Below are 13,667 nucleotides of genomic sequence, written 5' to 3'. Positions count from 1 at the left end.
GATCAGATCGTAGGAACGGTCGACGGAAGAGCGACATCCGGGGGACCCGCCGTTGACCCACCGGAGTGAGCGCCTCACTCCGGAGACGCAAAAGGGCCGGGCATCCCGTGCGGGATGCCCGGCCCTGTGCGAGAGGGGAGGACCTACTGGTTCTGGTTCTCGCCCCGGTAGAACTCGAAGACCCAGCCGAAGAGGCCGATCATGATGATCGGGATCGACCAGTACAGCAGCCACCAGCCGAAGATCACTCCCATGAAGGCGAGCGCACCGCCGATCGCGAGCGAGAGCGGCTGCCAGCTGTGCGGGGCGAAGAAGCCCAGCTCGCCGGCGTCGTCCGCGACCTCGGCCTCGGGGTTGTCACCGGCGCCGCTGTCCACCCGGCGGGCGGTGAAGGCGAGGTAGTACCCGATGAAGGCGCAGAGCGCGAAGGCGAGGAACAGCGCCGTCGTGCCCGCGGCCTCGATACCGAGGTCGGAGTTGTTGGTCCACAGGCCGTACGTGATCGCCATCGCGAGGATGAAGACCGCGAAGCCGAGGAAGATCTTGCCCTGTTCCTTCATCAGGCGTCGCCCTCCTTCTTGCCCTTGCCCAGCTGCGGAGCGTCGTACTTGGCCGGGGTCACACCGGCGAGGTGCTTGGCCGGCTCACCGTGGTTCTCCAGGTAGTCCAGCGCGGCGATCTCCGGGTAGTGGAGGTCGAAGGCCGGGGATTCGGAGCGGATCCGCGGCAGCGTGAGGAAGTTGTGCCGCGGCGGCGGGCAGGAGGTCGCCCACTCCAGCGAGCGGCCGTAGCCCCACGGGTCGTCGACCTCGACCTTCTCGCCGTACTTGGCGGTCTTCCAGACGTTGTAGAGGAACGGCAGGATCGACAGACCGAGCAGGAACGAGCCGATGGTCGAGACGGTGTTCAGGGTGGTGAAACCGTCCGAGGCCAGGTAGTCGGCGTAGCGACGGGGCATGCCCTCGGCGCCGAGCCAGTGCTGCACCAGGAAGGTGGCGTGGAAGCCGATGAACAGCGTCCAGAAGGTGATCCGGCCGAGGCGCTCGTCGAGCATCTTGCCGGTCATCTTCGGCCACCAGAAGTGGAAGCCGGCGAACATCGCGAAGACGACGGTGCCGAAGACCACGTAGTGGAAGTGGGCGACGACGAAGTACGAGTCCGAGACGTGGAAGTCGATCGGCGGGGAGGCCAGCAGGACACCGGTCAGACCACCGAAGAGGAAGGTGACCAGGAAGCCGACCGTCCAGAGCATCGGGGTCTCGAAGCTCAGCGAGCCCTTCCACATGGTGCCGACCCAGTTGAAGAACTTCACACCGGTCGGGACCGCGATCAGGAAGGTCATGAAGGAGAAGAACGGCAGCAGCACCTGGCCGGTGACGTACATGTGGTGGGCCCACACCGTCACGGACAGACCGGCGATCGCGATGGTGGCCGCGATCAGGCCGGAGTAGCCGAACATCGGCTTGCGGCTGAAGACCGGGATGATCTCCGACACGATGCCGAAGAACGGCAGCGCGATGATGTACACCTCGGGGTGGCCGAAGAACCAGAACAGGTGCTGCCAGAGCAGCGCCCCTCCGTTCGCCGGGTCGAAGACGTGCGCCCCGAATTTACGGTCCGCCTCCAGGGCGAACAGCGCGGCGGCCAGCACCGGGAAGGCCAGCAGGACCAGCACGGCGGTCAGCAGGACGTTCCAGACGAAGATCGACATCCGGAACATCGTCATGCCGGGCGCGCGCATGCAGATGATCGTGGTGATGAAGTTGACCGCACCGAGGATCGTGCCGAAGCCGGAGAAGGCCAGACCCATGATCCACATGTCGGCGCCGACGCCCGGCGAACGGACCGCGTCCGACAGCGGGGAGTAGGCGAACCAGCCGAAGTCGGCCGCACCGTTCGGGGTGACGAAGCCGGCCACCGCGATGGTCGAACCGAAGAGGTACAGCCAGTACGCGAACATGTTCAGACGCGGGAAGGCCACGTCCGGGGCACCGATCTGCAGCGGCATGATCCAGTTCGCGAAGCCGGCGAAGAGCGGCGTCGCGAACATCAGCAGCATGATCGTGCCGTGCATGGTGAACGCCTGGTTGAACTGCTCGTTCGACAGGATCTGGGTCCCGGGACGAGCCAGCTCGGCGCGCATGACCAGGGCGAGGATGCCACCGATCAGGAAGAAGGCGAACGACGTGCCCAGGTAGAGCGTGCCGATCGTCTTGTGGTCAGTGGTGGTCAGCCACTTGATGATGGTCGAACCCGGCTTGCGGGTCCGCTGCGCCCCGACCGTGACGGCCCCGGCGCCCCCGCCGGCCGCGGCGGGCTCGTTGAGGATGGTCACTTCTCTTCACTTCCCATGGTCGTGATGCCGGAGGGCAACGCGCCGGTCTGGCCCTTGGCCCGCAGGTCCGCCAGGTGCTTGTCGTAGTCCGCGCGGTCGACGACCTTGACCTTGAACAGCATGCGCGAGTGGTCCACGCCGCAGAGCTCGGCACACTTGCCGTCGTACTCGCCCTTGACGTTCGGGGTGACCTCGAACTTGTTCACCACACCCGGCACGACGTCCATCTTCATCAGGAAGTTGATGGGCCAGAAGTCGTGGATGACATCACGCGAGGTCAGCCGGAACTCGACGGACTCGTTGACCGGGAGCCACAGCGTCGGCATCTCCGCAGGAGTGCCCACGTCGTACGCGGCGTCCTTGTTGGCCGGGTCCGGATTCTCGGTGTTCTCGTAGTTGAACGCCCAGCTCCACTGGAAGCCGACCACGTTGACCGTGTGCTGCGGCTTCTCGGAGACGGAGATCAGCTTCGACTCGTCGCGGGCGACGAAGTAGAAGAGAACCGAGACGATAATGATGGGGACCGCGGTGTAGAGCGCCTCGATGGGCACGTTGTACCGGGTCTGCGGGGGGATCTGCACACCGGTGCGGCTGCGCCGGTGGAAGATCACGCTCCAGAGGATCAGACCCCACATCAGTGCGCCCACTGCCAGAGCCGCGATCCAGGAGCCCTGCCACATGTGGAGGACCAGGGGTCCTTCCTCGGTGACGGGGCTCGGGAGGCCAAGCCTGGGGAGGTCGTTGGCCGAGCAGCCGGTAGCGGTCGCGATGACGAGGCCCAGTGCCAGCGCCTGAGGCAGCTTCCGCCGCATCGTGCGCCGCGGCGAGCGGTCGGAGCCGTTGGGACTCACGTAGCGCCTTCCCGAAGTCTCGCCCGCCTTCGCGTCGCCCCGCGGAGGATTGTGAGCCTCCCCGGCGACCCGTCCACGGGCACGGTTTGAATGCTTATGCGGGCCAAACCCTACTCCAGCCTTATGCGCTGCTGACGGGCAGGTCCCGGTAACGCGCCGCCCGGTCGCCCGATCAGGCCCCGCAAGGGCTGCGTCGCAGGTCATCGTAGGCATCCGAGGTCCGTACGCCCGATCGGGGGATGACCTCGGACAACGTGGGTGACGGTCCGTCGGACGCGGACGAATCGGACATTCGGGTTGATCGACTGACGGCCGGTGAGTCGTGGAAGGAGGCTGGAATACACCCGGGTGTGTCGTTAAATGTGACCGTGTACTTCGATGTGGCCTCCACCGCACCGCTCCACCCCGTCGCGCGGCAGGCGCTGACCGCCGCGCTGGACGAGGGTTGGGCCGACCCCGCCCGGCTCTACCGCTCCGGCCGGCAGGCCCGGATGCTGCTGGACGCCGCCCGCGAGACGGTGGCCGGGGTGCTCGGCGCCCGGCCGGACGAGATCGCGTTCACCGCGAGCGGGACACAGGCGGTGCAGCTGGGCATGCTCGGCGCGCTGGCCGGGAACCGGCGGCGGGGAGGGCACCTGGTGCACTCGGCCGTCGAGCACTCCAGCGTGCTGCACACCGCGGAGCGATGGGGGTCCCCCCGGCCGGAGGCTTGGGGAGGGACGGCGGGCGGCAGCGTCGCGGTCGTCCCGGTGGACCGGCACGGACGGGTGGACCCCGGGGAGTTCGCGGCGGCGCTGCGTCCCGACACCGCGCTCGCCGTCCTGCAGTCGGCCAACCACGAGGTGGGCACGGTGCAGCCGGTGGCCGAGGTGGCCGGGTTCTGCGGCGAGGTGCCGCTGCTGGTGGACGCCGCGCAGAGCGCCGGGCGGGTGGACGTCCCGGCGGGCTGGTCGCTGCTGACGGCCAGTGCGCACAAGTGGGGCGGACCGGCCGGTGTCGGGGTGCTGGCAGTGCGCAAGGGCGTCCGGTACGCCTCGCCGCTGCCGGCCGACGAGCGCGAGAACGGCCGGGTGCCGGGGTACGTCAACGTGCCGGCGATCGTGGCCGCGGCCGCCTCGCTGCGGGCGGTGCGGGCCGAGGCCGAGCGGGAGAACGCCCGGTTGCACGCCCTGGTCGAGCGGATCCGGGCCCGGGTGCCGCAGCTGGTACCCGAGGTGGAGGTGGTCGGCGACCCGGTACGGCGGCTGCCGCACCTCGTCACCTTCTCCTGCCTGTACGTGGACGGCGAGGTGCTGCTGACCGAGCTGGACAGGGCCGGCTTCGCGGTCTCCTCCGGCTCGTCCTGCACCTCGTCGACCCTGACGCCGAGCCATGTGCTGGCGGCGATGGGCGTGCTCACCGAGGGGAACGTCCGGGTCTCGCTGCCGTTCGGAGCGGCCGAGGAGGACGTCGAGCGGTTCCTCGCCGTACTGCCGGACGTGGTGGCCGGGGTCCGCGCCCCGCTCGGGCTGGACCTGCCGGCCCCGGCGGCGGCCGCGAGCGTCGGCGCCGGGTCCGAGCGCCCGGAGGCGAGCGGGCGGGTCACGGCCCCGCCAACGCCCCGAGCCGAAGGGCGCGCCGGTGCCGAAAGTGAGGAACGACAAGCGACCGACGAAGGAGGGCGCGCCGGAGAGAAGAGCGTCGGCGCCGGGTCCGAGCGCCCGGAGGCGAGCGGGCGGGTCACAGTGATCGATGCGCTCGGCAAGCGGTGCCCGCTGCCCGTCATCGAGTTGGCCAGGCGGATCGGCGAGGTGGCGCCGGGCGGGACGGTCGCCGTGCTGGCGGACGACGAGGCGGCCCGGCTGGACATCCCGGCCTGGTGCGGGATGCGGGAGCAGGAGTACCTGGGCGAGGCCCCGGCCGCCGACTACGGCGGCGACCGGGGCTCGGCCTACCTGGTGAGGCGAACGACCTGAGCCGGCGGGCTACTTGACCAGGTGCGCGCGGATCTCGGCGGCGGCCTCGGCGCCGTAGGCACCCTCGAAGCGCTGCAGGAAGGCGCTCGGGCGCAGCTCGTACTCCTGGGTGCCGACGGTCTCGATCACCAGGGTGGCGAGCATGCAGCCGAGCTGGGCCGAGCGCTCCAGGTCCAGCTCCCAGGAGAGACCGGCCAGGAAGCCGGCGCGGAAGGCGTCGCCGACGCCGGTCGGGTCGGCCTTGGTCTCCTCGGGGGCGCAGCCGACGACCACCGGGGGCTCGCCCTTGCGGTCGATCCGCACGCCCTTGTTGCCGAGGGTGGTGACCCGGGTGCCGACCCGGGTGAGGATCTCTTCGGCGTCCCAGCCCGTCTTGGTCTCGATCAGCGCGGCCTCGTACTCGTTGGTGAAGAGGTACGCGGCGCCGTCGACGATCTCCCGGATGTCCTCGCCGTCCAGGCGGGCCAGCTGCTGGGACGGGTCGGCCGCGAAGGCGTAGCCGCGGGTACGGCACTCCTGGGTGTGGCGGACCATGCCCTGCGGGTCGTCGGCACCGATCAGCACGAGGTCCAGGCCGCCGACGCGGTCGGCGATCGGCTTCAGCTCGATGTTGCGGGCCTCGGCCATCGCCCCGGTGTAGAACGAGGCGATCTGGTTGTGGTCCTCGTCCGTGGTGCACATGAAACGGGCGGTGTGCCGGGTCTCGGAGATGTGGACGGACTGGCAGTCCACGTTGTTGCGCTCCAGCCAGCTGCGGTACTCGGCGAAGTCCGCGCCGGCGGCGCCGACCAGGATCGGACGCAGGCCGAGCACACCCATGCCGAAGGCGATGTTCGGTGCGACACCGCCCCGACGGATGTCGAGGGTGTCGACCAGGAAGGACAGCGACACGGTGTGCAGCTGCTCGGCGACGAGCTGGTCGGCGAACCGGCCGGGGAACGTCATCAGGTGGTCGGTGGCGATCGAGCCGGCGACGGCGATACGCACGGGAGGTCTCCTCAGGATGGCGGCATGGCCACGGAAAGCAGGGGGCGAACCCACCCACGGTACCCGGCGGGGGGCGGCCGGCGGCAAGACCGCGGGAATTGGCACCGGCCACCGTCGAACGTGTACTACCCCCGGGTAGCTCTGGTGGGGGCCGGGTGGTCGGCCTAGGGTCGCTGCCAGGGGCCGGGTCCGGCCCCGACCGAGCCGTGGCAGTGCGGCCGCGGCACCGTGGATCGGAGCGATCACCGATGATGCCCAGTTACCGCCCACTGCGTGTTCCGCCGGCCCTGCGGGGTGACGCGGACGCCGAGACCCTGGACGCGCTGGTGGACTCCTCCCGGCAGCTGCGGCGGTTCTGGCCGCTGCTGGCGACCGGCCCCGAGCCGGCCGCCCCCGCCCGGGCCGGCTTCCGGGTCTCCTCCGGGGCGCAGCGGCTGGTCGCGGGAATGGCCGAATACGGCATGTGAACCGTCCCGGGGGCGGCCTCGCGGCCGGCCCGGCGGAGGGGCCGCGCGGAGGGACGGGAACCGGATTGGTCCGGGGCACGTCACATCCGCGCGGTACGGCCGGGAAGGCGGTGCCGCTGAGCCCTCGGGAGGATGGACAGATGGATCTGTTGGATCTGGAGCCGATGCCCCGGCGCACCGGTGGTGTGCCTGCCCGCCGGTCGCGCGGGCGGCGGACGGTGGCGCTGGCGGGTCTGGTGCTGGCGGCGGCCGTCACGGTCGCCGGGTGCGACGGGGGCGGCAAGTCGGCCTCGGACGCGGCCCCCGGCTCGGCGCAGCCGGTGTCCGCGAGTGCGACGCCGTCGGCGACCGCGTCCCCCGGTGGCGCGTCCTCCGCGGCGGCGCCGTCGGCCGGTGCCACCACGCCGGTGACGCCCCCGCCGGCCGATCCGTCGGCGAGCACCCCCGACCCCCGGCCCTCGTCGACGGCGCAGCCGCCGGCGCCCCCGGCCGATCCCCCGGGCAACGGCATCGCGGTCGGCGAGCCGGCGCCGAACGGGCAGGGGAGCGGAGCGGCGGTCCACCCCGCGGTCACCTACCGGGTGGACGGCAGCAAGCTGACGGTCTGGTTCTACGGCGGCGTCTGCGAGCGGTACGCGCTGAAGGCGGACGAGTCCAAGCCGGGCCGGGTGGACGTCAAGGTCACGCTGGCGGCGCCGGTTCCGGCCGGGCAGGTCTGCGCCGAGCTGGCCAAGCGGCAGACGGTGTCGGCCGAGCTGAAGCAGCCGCTGGCGGGCCGGGCGGTGACGGACCTCGCCACCGGGCAGCCGGTGCCGCTGGAGGCCGACCCGCACGTCGGTCCGGACCCGGCGACCCCGGACGTGTCCGGGAAGTAGGCGGCGGGCAGGCGGCACGGACGGTCCGCAGAAACGGCGAAGGCGGCCCCGGGAGGATCCGGGGCCGCCTTCGCCGTCTGCCGACTAGCTGAACGAGTCGCCGCAGGCGCAGGAGCCGGTGGCGTTCGGGTTGTCGATCGTGAAGCCCTGCTTCTCGATGGTGTCCACGAAGTCGACGGTGGCGCCGCCGAGGTACGGGGCGCTCATCCGGTCGGTGACGACCTTCACACCATCGAAGTCCTTGATCACGTCGCCGTCGAGCGAGCGCTCGTCGAAGAACAGCTGGTAACGCAGGCCCGAGCAGCCACCGGGCTGGACGGCGACGCGCAGAGCGAGGTCTTCGCGGCCCTCCTGCTCCAGCAGGCCCTTGACCTTGGCCGCGGCGGCATCGGTAAGGAGGATGCCACTCTCGACGGTGGTCTCGTCCTGGACGGTCATCTGCTTTCTCCCGGTCTTGACGACGGTCTGCCGCCAGTGCCAACCGATGGCCGTCCGGATTCATTTCCCGGATGGCGGTGTCGTCGGTGGTCTTCTGCGGCGGAATTTCCGTGGGCCGGGTGTACCACCCGCTCCCCTACGCTCCCCATGCTCGCACAACCGGCGGGGGTCGGGCACCGCCCGGCCTGCCGATCCGGACGAACCGGCCCCGTCCGGGCGTCCCGGCGGCCAGGATGGAAGGCATGATCCTGCGACAGGTCCAGGACACCGCCGCCGACGCGGAGGCCGTCCAGTACATCGCCCGCGCCTCCTTCGCCTCACTCCCCGACTCCCCCGGCGCCGGCACCCCGGCCGGCGCCCCGCCGCCGGTCCGCTCACTGGCCCGGACGAGACACCTGGTGCGGACCGACCCGCAGGGCTGCTGGCTGGCGGAGAGCGGCGGCCGGCCGGTCGGGTCGGTGCTGTCGCTGCGCCGCGAGGGCGTCTGGATCCTCGCGCTCTTCGCGGTGGTGCCCGAGGCGCAGGGCAAGGGCGTCGGGCGGCTGCTGCTGGAGCGGGCCGCGACGTACGGGCGGGGGTGCCTGCGCGGGATGCTCTGCGCCTCGCCGTCCCCGGCTGCGGCCAGGCGCTACCGGCTGGCCGGGTTCACGCTGTACCCGGCCATGCGGCTGGCCGGGCGGGTGGACCGGTCCGGGCTGCTCGATCCCGGGGACATCCCGGTGCACCCCGGCAACGCCACCCACCGGCACCTGCTGGACTCGGTGGACCGGCGGCTGCGCGGCGCCGCGCACGGGCCGGACCACGAGCTGATGCTGGCCCACTGCGAGGAGCTGCTGGTGGCGGACGCGCTGGCCGGCAGCGGCTACTGCTACCGGGACGGCGGCGAGGTGAAGCTGCTGGCCGCCACCTCGAAGCGGATCGCCGTGCGGCTGCTGCGCGAGGCGCTGGCCCGGGTGCCGGACGGGGTGGAGGCCCAGGTGGAGTACCTGACCGCCGAGCAGGAGTGGGCGCTGGACGTCGGTCTGGAGGTGGGGCTGGCCCCGCAGACCCGGGGCTATCTGGGCCTGCGCGGGATGCGGCCGCCGACGCCGTACCTGCCGAACGGCGCGCTGCTGTAGCCGGCGCGCCGGACGGCACGGCCGGCGGGGACGGCGCAACCCCCGCCGGGCGCCCCGGCGGGGGTTGCGAAGGCCTGGTCAGACCATGGTGTCCAGGATCTCCCGGACCATGTCCATGGTGGTGCCCGGGTGCAGGAAGGCGAAGCGGGCGACCGTCTCGCCGTCCCAGCCGGTCGGGGTGACGAAGCCGATCTGGTCCGCGAGCAGTTGCTGCGACCAGCGGTAGTAATCCTCGTTGGTCCAGCCGGTGCGCTTGAAGCAGACCGCGGAGAGCTGCGGGTCGAACAGCAGCTCCAGGTGCGCGGTGTCGCGGATCAGCTGCGCGGTGTCCCGGGCCAGCTGGAGGCCGGTCTCGATGGCGTCGGTGTACGCCTGGGTGCCGTGCACGGCCAGCGAGAACCAGAGCGGCAGGCCGCGGGCGCGCCGGGTCAGGTGGTAGGCGTAGTCGGTGGGGTTCCACTCGTCGCCCTCGGTGTGCAGCACGTCCAGGTAGGAGGCGTCCTGGGTGTGCACGGCGCGGGCCAGCTGCGGGTTGCGGTAGATCAGCGCGGCGCAGTCGAACGGGGCGAACAGCCACTTGTGCGGGTCCACCACGAACGAGTCGGCGTGCTCGATGCCGTTGTAGCGCTCGCGCACCGAGGGGGCGAAGAGGCCCGCGCCGCCGTACGCACCGTCCACGTGGAACCACAGGCCGCGCTCGCGGGCGACCTCGGAAAGGCCCTGCAGGTCGTCGACGATGCCCTCGTTGGTGGTGCCGGCGGTGCCGACGACGGCGATCACCGTCTCCGGGTTCGGGTCGGCGGCCAGGGCGGCCCGCAGCGCCTCACCGGTGAAGCGGCGGTCGACGGTCGGGACCTTGAAGGCCTCGACGCCGATGATGTTGAAGGTGTTCTTGACCGAGGAGTGCACCTGGTCGGCGACGGCTATCCGCAGCCGGGCCTCGGGGCCGACGCCGAGCCTGCGCCGGGCGGTGTCGCGGGCGACCACCAGCGCGGAGAGGTTGCCGGCCGAGCCGCCGGAGACGAAGGTGCCGCCGGCCGTCTCGGGCATGCCGGCGCGGTCCGCGATCAGGCGCAGCACCTGGTTCTCGGCGGCGATGGCGCCGGCCGCCTCCAGCCAGGAGATGCCCTGGAGGGAGGCGCAGGAGACGACCATGTCGAAGAGCAGCGCGGCCTTGGTGGGGGCGCACGGGATGAACGACAGGTAGCGCGGGCTGTCGGCGGAGATCACCGCGCGGGAGAGCTCGTGGTCGTAGAGCTTGAGGACGTCGGCCGGGTTGTTGCCGTCCGGGTTGAGCAGGCCGGCCAGCTGGGCGCGCAGGTGCTCGCCGTCACCGGGGTGGTCGAGCGGGACGGGGTCGTACTGCAGCCGCTCCCGCATGTAGTCGAAAACCAGGTCGACCAGTTCGTTGTCGGGCCGGTGCATGCGGTCGGGGGCTGCGGACACGGGGGTCCCTCTCGGCTGTGGGGTGTCGGGGGAGGACCGGCGGCGCGGGGCTCGTCACCGCGTTGCCGGACGTCATCAGCCTAGGCAGCGGGGGACCGGCGCCGCGCGTCGGAACCCGGCCGGTCGGGCAGGATTCGGGCGTCTTCGGGCCGGTCCGCGCAGGATTCCTGCGCCGGGGCCGGCCGGGGCCGTACTGGGCCCTTCGGGGGTCAGCCGATGAGCTGGGAGAGGACGACGGAGGAGCGGCTGCGCTGGACGCCGGGCTCCTTGCGGATCCGCTCGATCACCGCCTGGAGGTGGTGCATGTCGGTGGCGCGCAGGTGGACCAGGGCGTCCGGGTCTCCGGTGACCGTCCAGGCGGCGACCACCTCGGGGAACTGCCGCAGGCTGGCCAGGATCTCCTCGGGGGCGGTCCGCTCGCGGCAGTAGACCTCGACGAAGGCCTCGGTCTGCCAGCCGAGGACGGACGGGTCGAGGACGACGGTGAAGCCGCGGACGACCCCGCGCGCCCGCAACCGGTCGATCCGGCGGCGGACGGCGGTGGCGGAGAGGTTCACCTGGAGGCCGATCTCGGCGTAGGAGGCGCGGCCGTCACCGGCCAGCCGGGCGAGCAGCAGCCGGTCGGTCTCGTCCAGGCCGGCCCCGACCGTCTCGTGCGCTCGGCTGCTGCTCATCGGTGCGGGGCTCCACAGGTCGTACGGGATCGGCGAGGGGCAGCTGGGGGCGGCGGCCGCCGAAACGGTTCTGCACCATTCTGGCGGATGACAGGACCGAGTCCACCGCTGGCAGATGACGACCGGTGGACGGTTGTCAGTCCACCAGCAGGACGATCTTGCCCCGGGTGCGGCCCTCGGCGCTCAGCGCCTGGGCGGAGGCGGCCTGGGCGAGCGGGAAGGTGGAGGCGACGGTGACGGTGAACCTGCCGGCGTCGGCCAGGGCGGCCAGCTCCGCCAGCCCGGCGGCGTCCGGGCGGACCCAGAGGTACCGGCCGCCGAGCGCCTTCACCCGGAAGTCGGCGACCGAGGCGATCCGGGCCGGATCGGCGACCAGGCCGGCGGAGAGCTCGGCGGCGCCGCCGCCGACCAGGTCGAGGGCGGCGTCCACACCGCCGGGGGCCAGCGCGCGGACCCGCTCGGCCAGGCCCTCGCCGTGCGCGACCGGCTCGGCGCCCAGCGCCCGCAGGTAGTCGTGGTTGCGCTCCCCCGCGGTACCGATCACCCGGGCGCCGAAGGCCCTGCCGAGCTGCACCGCGAGGTGGCCGACCCCGCCGGCCGCGGCGTGCACCAGCAGGGTGTCGCCTTCCCGGATCCCCAGCGCCTTGAGCCCCTGGAGCGCGGCCAGCCCGGCCAGCGGCAGGCCGCCGCTCTGCGCCCAGTCCAGCGCGGCCGGCCTGCGGGCCAGGGTGCGGACGGGCGCGGCGACCAGCTCGGCGTAGGTGCCGTGCTCGACCCAGTCCTTGCGGACGTACCCGACGACCTCGTCCCCGGGGGCGAACTCGGTGACCCCGCCGCCGACCGCGCGGACCACCCCGGCCACGTCCCAGCCCATCACCAGCGGGAAGTGGGCGTCCAGCAGCCCGTCCAGGTGCCCCTCGCGGACCCGCCAGTCCACCGGGTTCACCCCCGCCGCCCTGACCTGTACCAGGACCGAGTCCGGCCCGACCTTCGGGTCCGGCAGCTCGGTGTACTCGACCACCTCGGGGCCGCCGTAGCGGCGGATCGCGATTGCCTTCATGGGCCAAGCCAACGCGATCCGGCCCGGATATCGATTCGGCCACGCCGGACCCCTGCCGTATCTTGCTCCCGGCTCCGCCGGAGGGCTCCGAACCGGCAAGCGGTTCTCGTCACATCGACAGGACGGCCATCGTCAGTCTGACGCTAACCGGTTATCATAGATAGCGTCAGATAGACGAGAAGGCTGCACCGACCGATCGGCCGCACAGAAGGGCACCCGCCCGTGACCACCACCATCACCGAGACCTACGGCGTCGACCCCACCCCGACGCCGCTCGCTCTGCTGCTGCTCGGCCGTGAGGCCGACCCGAACAGCGAGCGTGGCGTCGAGTGCCCCGGCGACCTCCCGGCCGCCTCCGACCCGGACCTCGTCGAGCGCGCGCGGGCGGCCAAGGCCGCACTCGGCGACCGCGTCTTCATCCTCGGCCACCACTACCAGCGCGACGAGGTGATCGGGTTCGCCGACGTCACCGGCGACTCCTTCAAGCTCGCCCGCGACGCCGCCGCCCGCCCGGAGGCCGAGTACATCGTCTTCTGCGGCGTGCACTTCATGGCCGAGTCGGCGGACATCCTCACCACCGACGCCCAGCAGGTCGTCCTCCCGGACCTCGCCGCCGGCTGTTCGATGGCCGACATGGCCACCGCCGAGCAGGTCGCCGAGTGCTGGGACGTGCTGACCGACGCCGGCATAGCCGACGTCACCGTGCCGGTCTCGTACATGAACTCCTCCGCCGACATCAAGGCCTTCACCGGCAAGCACGGCGGCACCATCTGCACCTCGTCCAACGCCAAGCGGGCGCTGGAGTGGGCCTTCGAGGAAGGGGCGGCGCGAAGCGCCTCGACCGAGGGCGACGGGGGCCGACGGGTGGGCGAGAAGGTACTCTTCCTGCCGGACCAGCACCTGGGCCGCAACACCGCCGTGCGCGAGATGGGCTTCTCGCTGGACGACTGCGTGCTCTACAACCCGCACAAGCCGAACGGCGGCCTGACCGCCGAGGAGCTGCGGAACGCCAAGATGATCCTCTGGCGCGGCCACTGCTCGGTGCACGGCCGGTTCTCGCTGGACTCGGTGAACGACGTCCGCGCGCGCATCCCCGGCGTCACCGTGCTGGTGCACCCCGAGTGCAGGCACGAGGTCGTCGCGGCCGCCGACATGGTGGGCTCGACCGAGTACATCATCAAGGCGCTGGACGCCGCCGAGCCCGGCTCCAAGTGGGCCATCGGCACCGAGCTGAACCTCGTCCGCCGGCTGGCCAAGGCGCACCCCGACAAGGAGATCGTCTTCCTGGACCGGGCGGTCTGCTTCTGCTCCACCATGAACCGGATCGACCTGCCGCACCTGGTCTGGGCGCTGGAGTCGCTGGTCGAGGGCCGGGTGCCGAACGTGATCAGCGTCGACCCGGAGACCGAGAAGTACGCCAAGGCGGCGCTGGACCGGATGCTCGCCCTGCCGTAGCCCGGC

General features: G+C 71.8%; 13 protein-coding genes. 5 read left to right on the top strand and 8 right to left on the bottom strand.

All coding sequences use genetic code 11. The features are described from left to right. Window positions 1-143 precede the first annotated feature (143 nt). The 3 genes from ACZ5WK_RS06610 to ctaC are packed head-to-tail and all read right to left on the bottom strand — an operon-like array spanning window position 144 to window position 3,186. On the bottom strand, window positions 144-560 hold the full coding sequence (locus ACZ5WK_RS06610) for a cytochrome c oxidase subunit 4 (protein ID WP_465545599.1): 417 nt from the start codon (window positions 558-560) through the stop codon (window positions 144-146). After that, window positions 560-2,335 (bottom strand): aa3-type cytochrome oxidase subunit I, encoded by a 1,776-nt coding sequence (gene ctaD, locus ACZ5WK_RS06605; protein WP_396319432.1) that lies wholly within the window; start codon window positions 2,333-2,335, stop codon window positions 560-562. The genes ACZ5WK_RS06610 and ctaD overlap by 1 nt, the downstream gene beginning before the upstream one ends. Then, window positions 2,332-3,186: an aa3-type cytochrome oxidase subunit II gene (gene ctaC / locus ACZ5WK_RS06600; protein WP_396319433.1), complete on the bottom strand. Its 855-nt coding sequence runs from the start codon at window positions 3,184-3,186 to the stop codon at window positions 2,332-2,334. The genes ctaD and ctaC overlap by 4 nt, the downstream gene beginning before the upstream one ends. A gap of 362 nt (window positions 3,187-3,548) precedes the next feature. Between ctaC and ACZ5WK_RS06595 the strand changes: the two genes are divergently transcribed. After that, complete coding sequence (locus ACZ5WK_RS06595; protein ID WP_465545938.1) at window positions 3,549-5,141, top strand: aminotransferase class V-fold PLP-dependent enzyme; 1,593 nt, start codon at window positions 3,549-3,551, stop codon at window positions 5,139-5,141. Window positions 5,142-5,150: 9 nt separating this feature from the next. Here ACZ5WK_RS06595 and ACZ5WK_RS06590 read toward each other — a convergent pair whose 3' ends face one another. Further along, window positions 5,151-6,128, bottom strand: a complete 978-nt coding sequence (locus ACZ5WK_RS06590) for a carbohydrate kinase family protein (RefSeq protein ID WP_396319435.1) — start codon at window positions 6,126-6,128, stop codon at window positions 5,151-5,153. 248 nt (window positions 6,129-6,376) lie between these two features. Here ACZ5WK_RS06590 and ACZ5WK_RS06585 point away from each other — a divergent pair, with 248 nt between their 5' ends. Beyond that, a complete protein-coding gene (locus tag ACZ5WK_RS06585; RefSeq protein WP_465545596.1) occupies window positions 6,377-6,595 on the top strand; it encodes a hypothetical protein in 219 nt (72 codons plus the stop codon). 140 nt (window positions 6,596-6,735) lie between these two features. Continuing rightward, window positions 6,736-7,470 (top strand): hypothetical protein, encoded by a 735-nt coding sequence (locus tag ACZ5WK_RS06580; protein ID WP_465545594.1) that lies wholly within the window; start codon window positions 6,736-6,738, stop codon window positions 7,468-7,470. 84 nt (window positions 7,471-7,554) lie between these two features. Here the strand turns inward: ACZ5WK_RS06580 and erpA are convergent, their stop codons facing one another. Next, on the bottom strand, window positions 7,555-7,908 hold the full coding sequence (gene erpA, locus ACZ5WK_RS06575) for an iron-sulfur cluster insertion protein ErpA (RefSeq protein ID WP_209411899.1): 354 nt from the start codon (window positions 7,906-7,908) through the stop codon (window positions 7,555-7,557). A 242-nt stretch (window positions 7,909-8,150) separates the two neighbouring features. Here erpA and ACZ5WK_RS06570 point away from each other — a divergent pair, with 242 nt between their 5' ends. After that, window positions 8,151-9,026, top strand: a complete 876-nt coding sequence (locus ACZ5WK_RS06570) for a GNAT family N-acetyltransferase (RefSeq protein ID WP_465545591.1) — start codon at window positions 8,151-8,153, stop codon at window positions 9,024-9,026. 78 nt (window positions 9,027-9,104) lie between these two features. Here the strand turns inward: ACZ5WK_RS06570 and ACZ5WK_RS06565 are convergent, their stop codons facing one another. The 3 genes from ACZ5WK_RS06565 to ACZ5WK_RS06555 all read right to left on the bottom strand — a co-directional run bounded on the left by ACZ5WK_RS06565 (window position 9,105) and on the right by ACZ5WK_RS06555 (window position 12,206). Next, window positions 9,105-10,472: a pyridoxal phosphate-dependent decarboxylase family protein gene (locus ACZ5WK_RS06565; protein ID WP_465545589.1), complete on the bottom strand. Its 1,368-nt coding sequence runs from the start codon at window positions 10,470-10,472 to the stop codon at window positions 9,105-9,107. Between the two features lie 209 nt (window positions 10,473-10,681). Then, complete coding sequence (locus ACZ5WK_RS06560; RefSeq protein WP_465545587.1) at window positions 10,682-11,146, bottom strand: Lrp/AsnC family transcriptional regulator; 465 nt, start codon at window positions 11,144-11,146, stop codon at window positions 10,682-10,684. A gap of 136 nt (window positions 11,147-11,282) precedes the next feature. Continuing rightward, window positions 11,283-12,206, bottom strand: a complete 924-nt coding sequence (locus ACZ5WK_RS06555) for an NADP-dependent oxidoreductase (protein ID WP_465545585.1) — start codon at window positions 12,204-12,206, stop codon at window positions 11,283-11,285. 222 nt (window positions 12,207-12,428) lie between these two features. Between ACZ5WK_RS06555 and nadA the strand changes: the two genes are divergently transcribed. Further along, complete coding sequence (nadA, locus tag ACZ5WK_RS06550; protein ID WP_465545583.1) at window positions 12,429-13,661, top strand: quinolinate synthase NadA; 1,233 nt, start codon at window positions 12,429-12,431, stop codon at window positions 13,659-13,661. Window positions 13,662-13,667: the final 6 nt, after the last annotated feature.

Source organism: Kitasatospora sp. NPDC032757, from assembly GCF_055579305.1.
Note: the sequence above shows the minus strand (reverse complement) of the source record. Positions and strands in the feature narration are given on the sequence as shown.

Excerpts from the sequence above, each read along its gene's own strand:
- ACZ5WK_RS06560 (WP_465545587.1), bottom strand. The coding sequence starts at position 11,146 with ATGAGCAGCAGCCGAGCGCACGAGACGGTCGGGGCCGGCCTGGACGAG.
- ACZ5WK_RS06585 (WP_465545596.1), top strand. The coding sequence starts at position 6,377 with ATGATGCCCAGTTACCGCCCACTGCGTGTTCCGCCGGCCCTGCGGGGT.
- ACZ5WK_RS06570 (WP_465545591.1), top strand. The coding sequence starts at position 8,151 with ATGATCCTGCGACAGGTCCAGGACACCGCCGCCGACGCGGAGGCCGTC.
- ACZ5WK_RS06580 (WP_465545594.1), top strand. The coding sequence starts at position 6,736 with ATGGATCTGTTGGATCTGGAGCCGATGCCCCGGCGCACCGGTGGTGTG.
- ACZ5WK_RS06610 (WP_465545599.1), bottom strand. The coding sequence starts at position 560 with ATGAAGGAACAGGGCAAGATCTTCCTCGGCTTCGCGGTCTTCATCCTC.
- ACZ5WK_RS06555 (WP_465545585.1), bottom strand. The coding sequence starts at position 12,206 with ATGAAGGCAATCGCGATCCGCCGCTACGGCGGCCCCGAGGTGGTCGAG.
- erpA (WP_209411899.1), bottom strand. The coding sequence starts at position 7,908 with ATGACCGTCCAGGACGAGACCACCGTCGAGAGTGGCATCCTCCTTACC.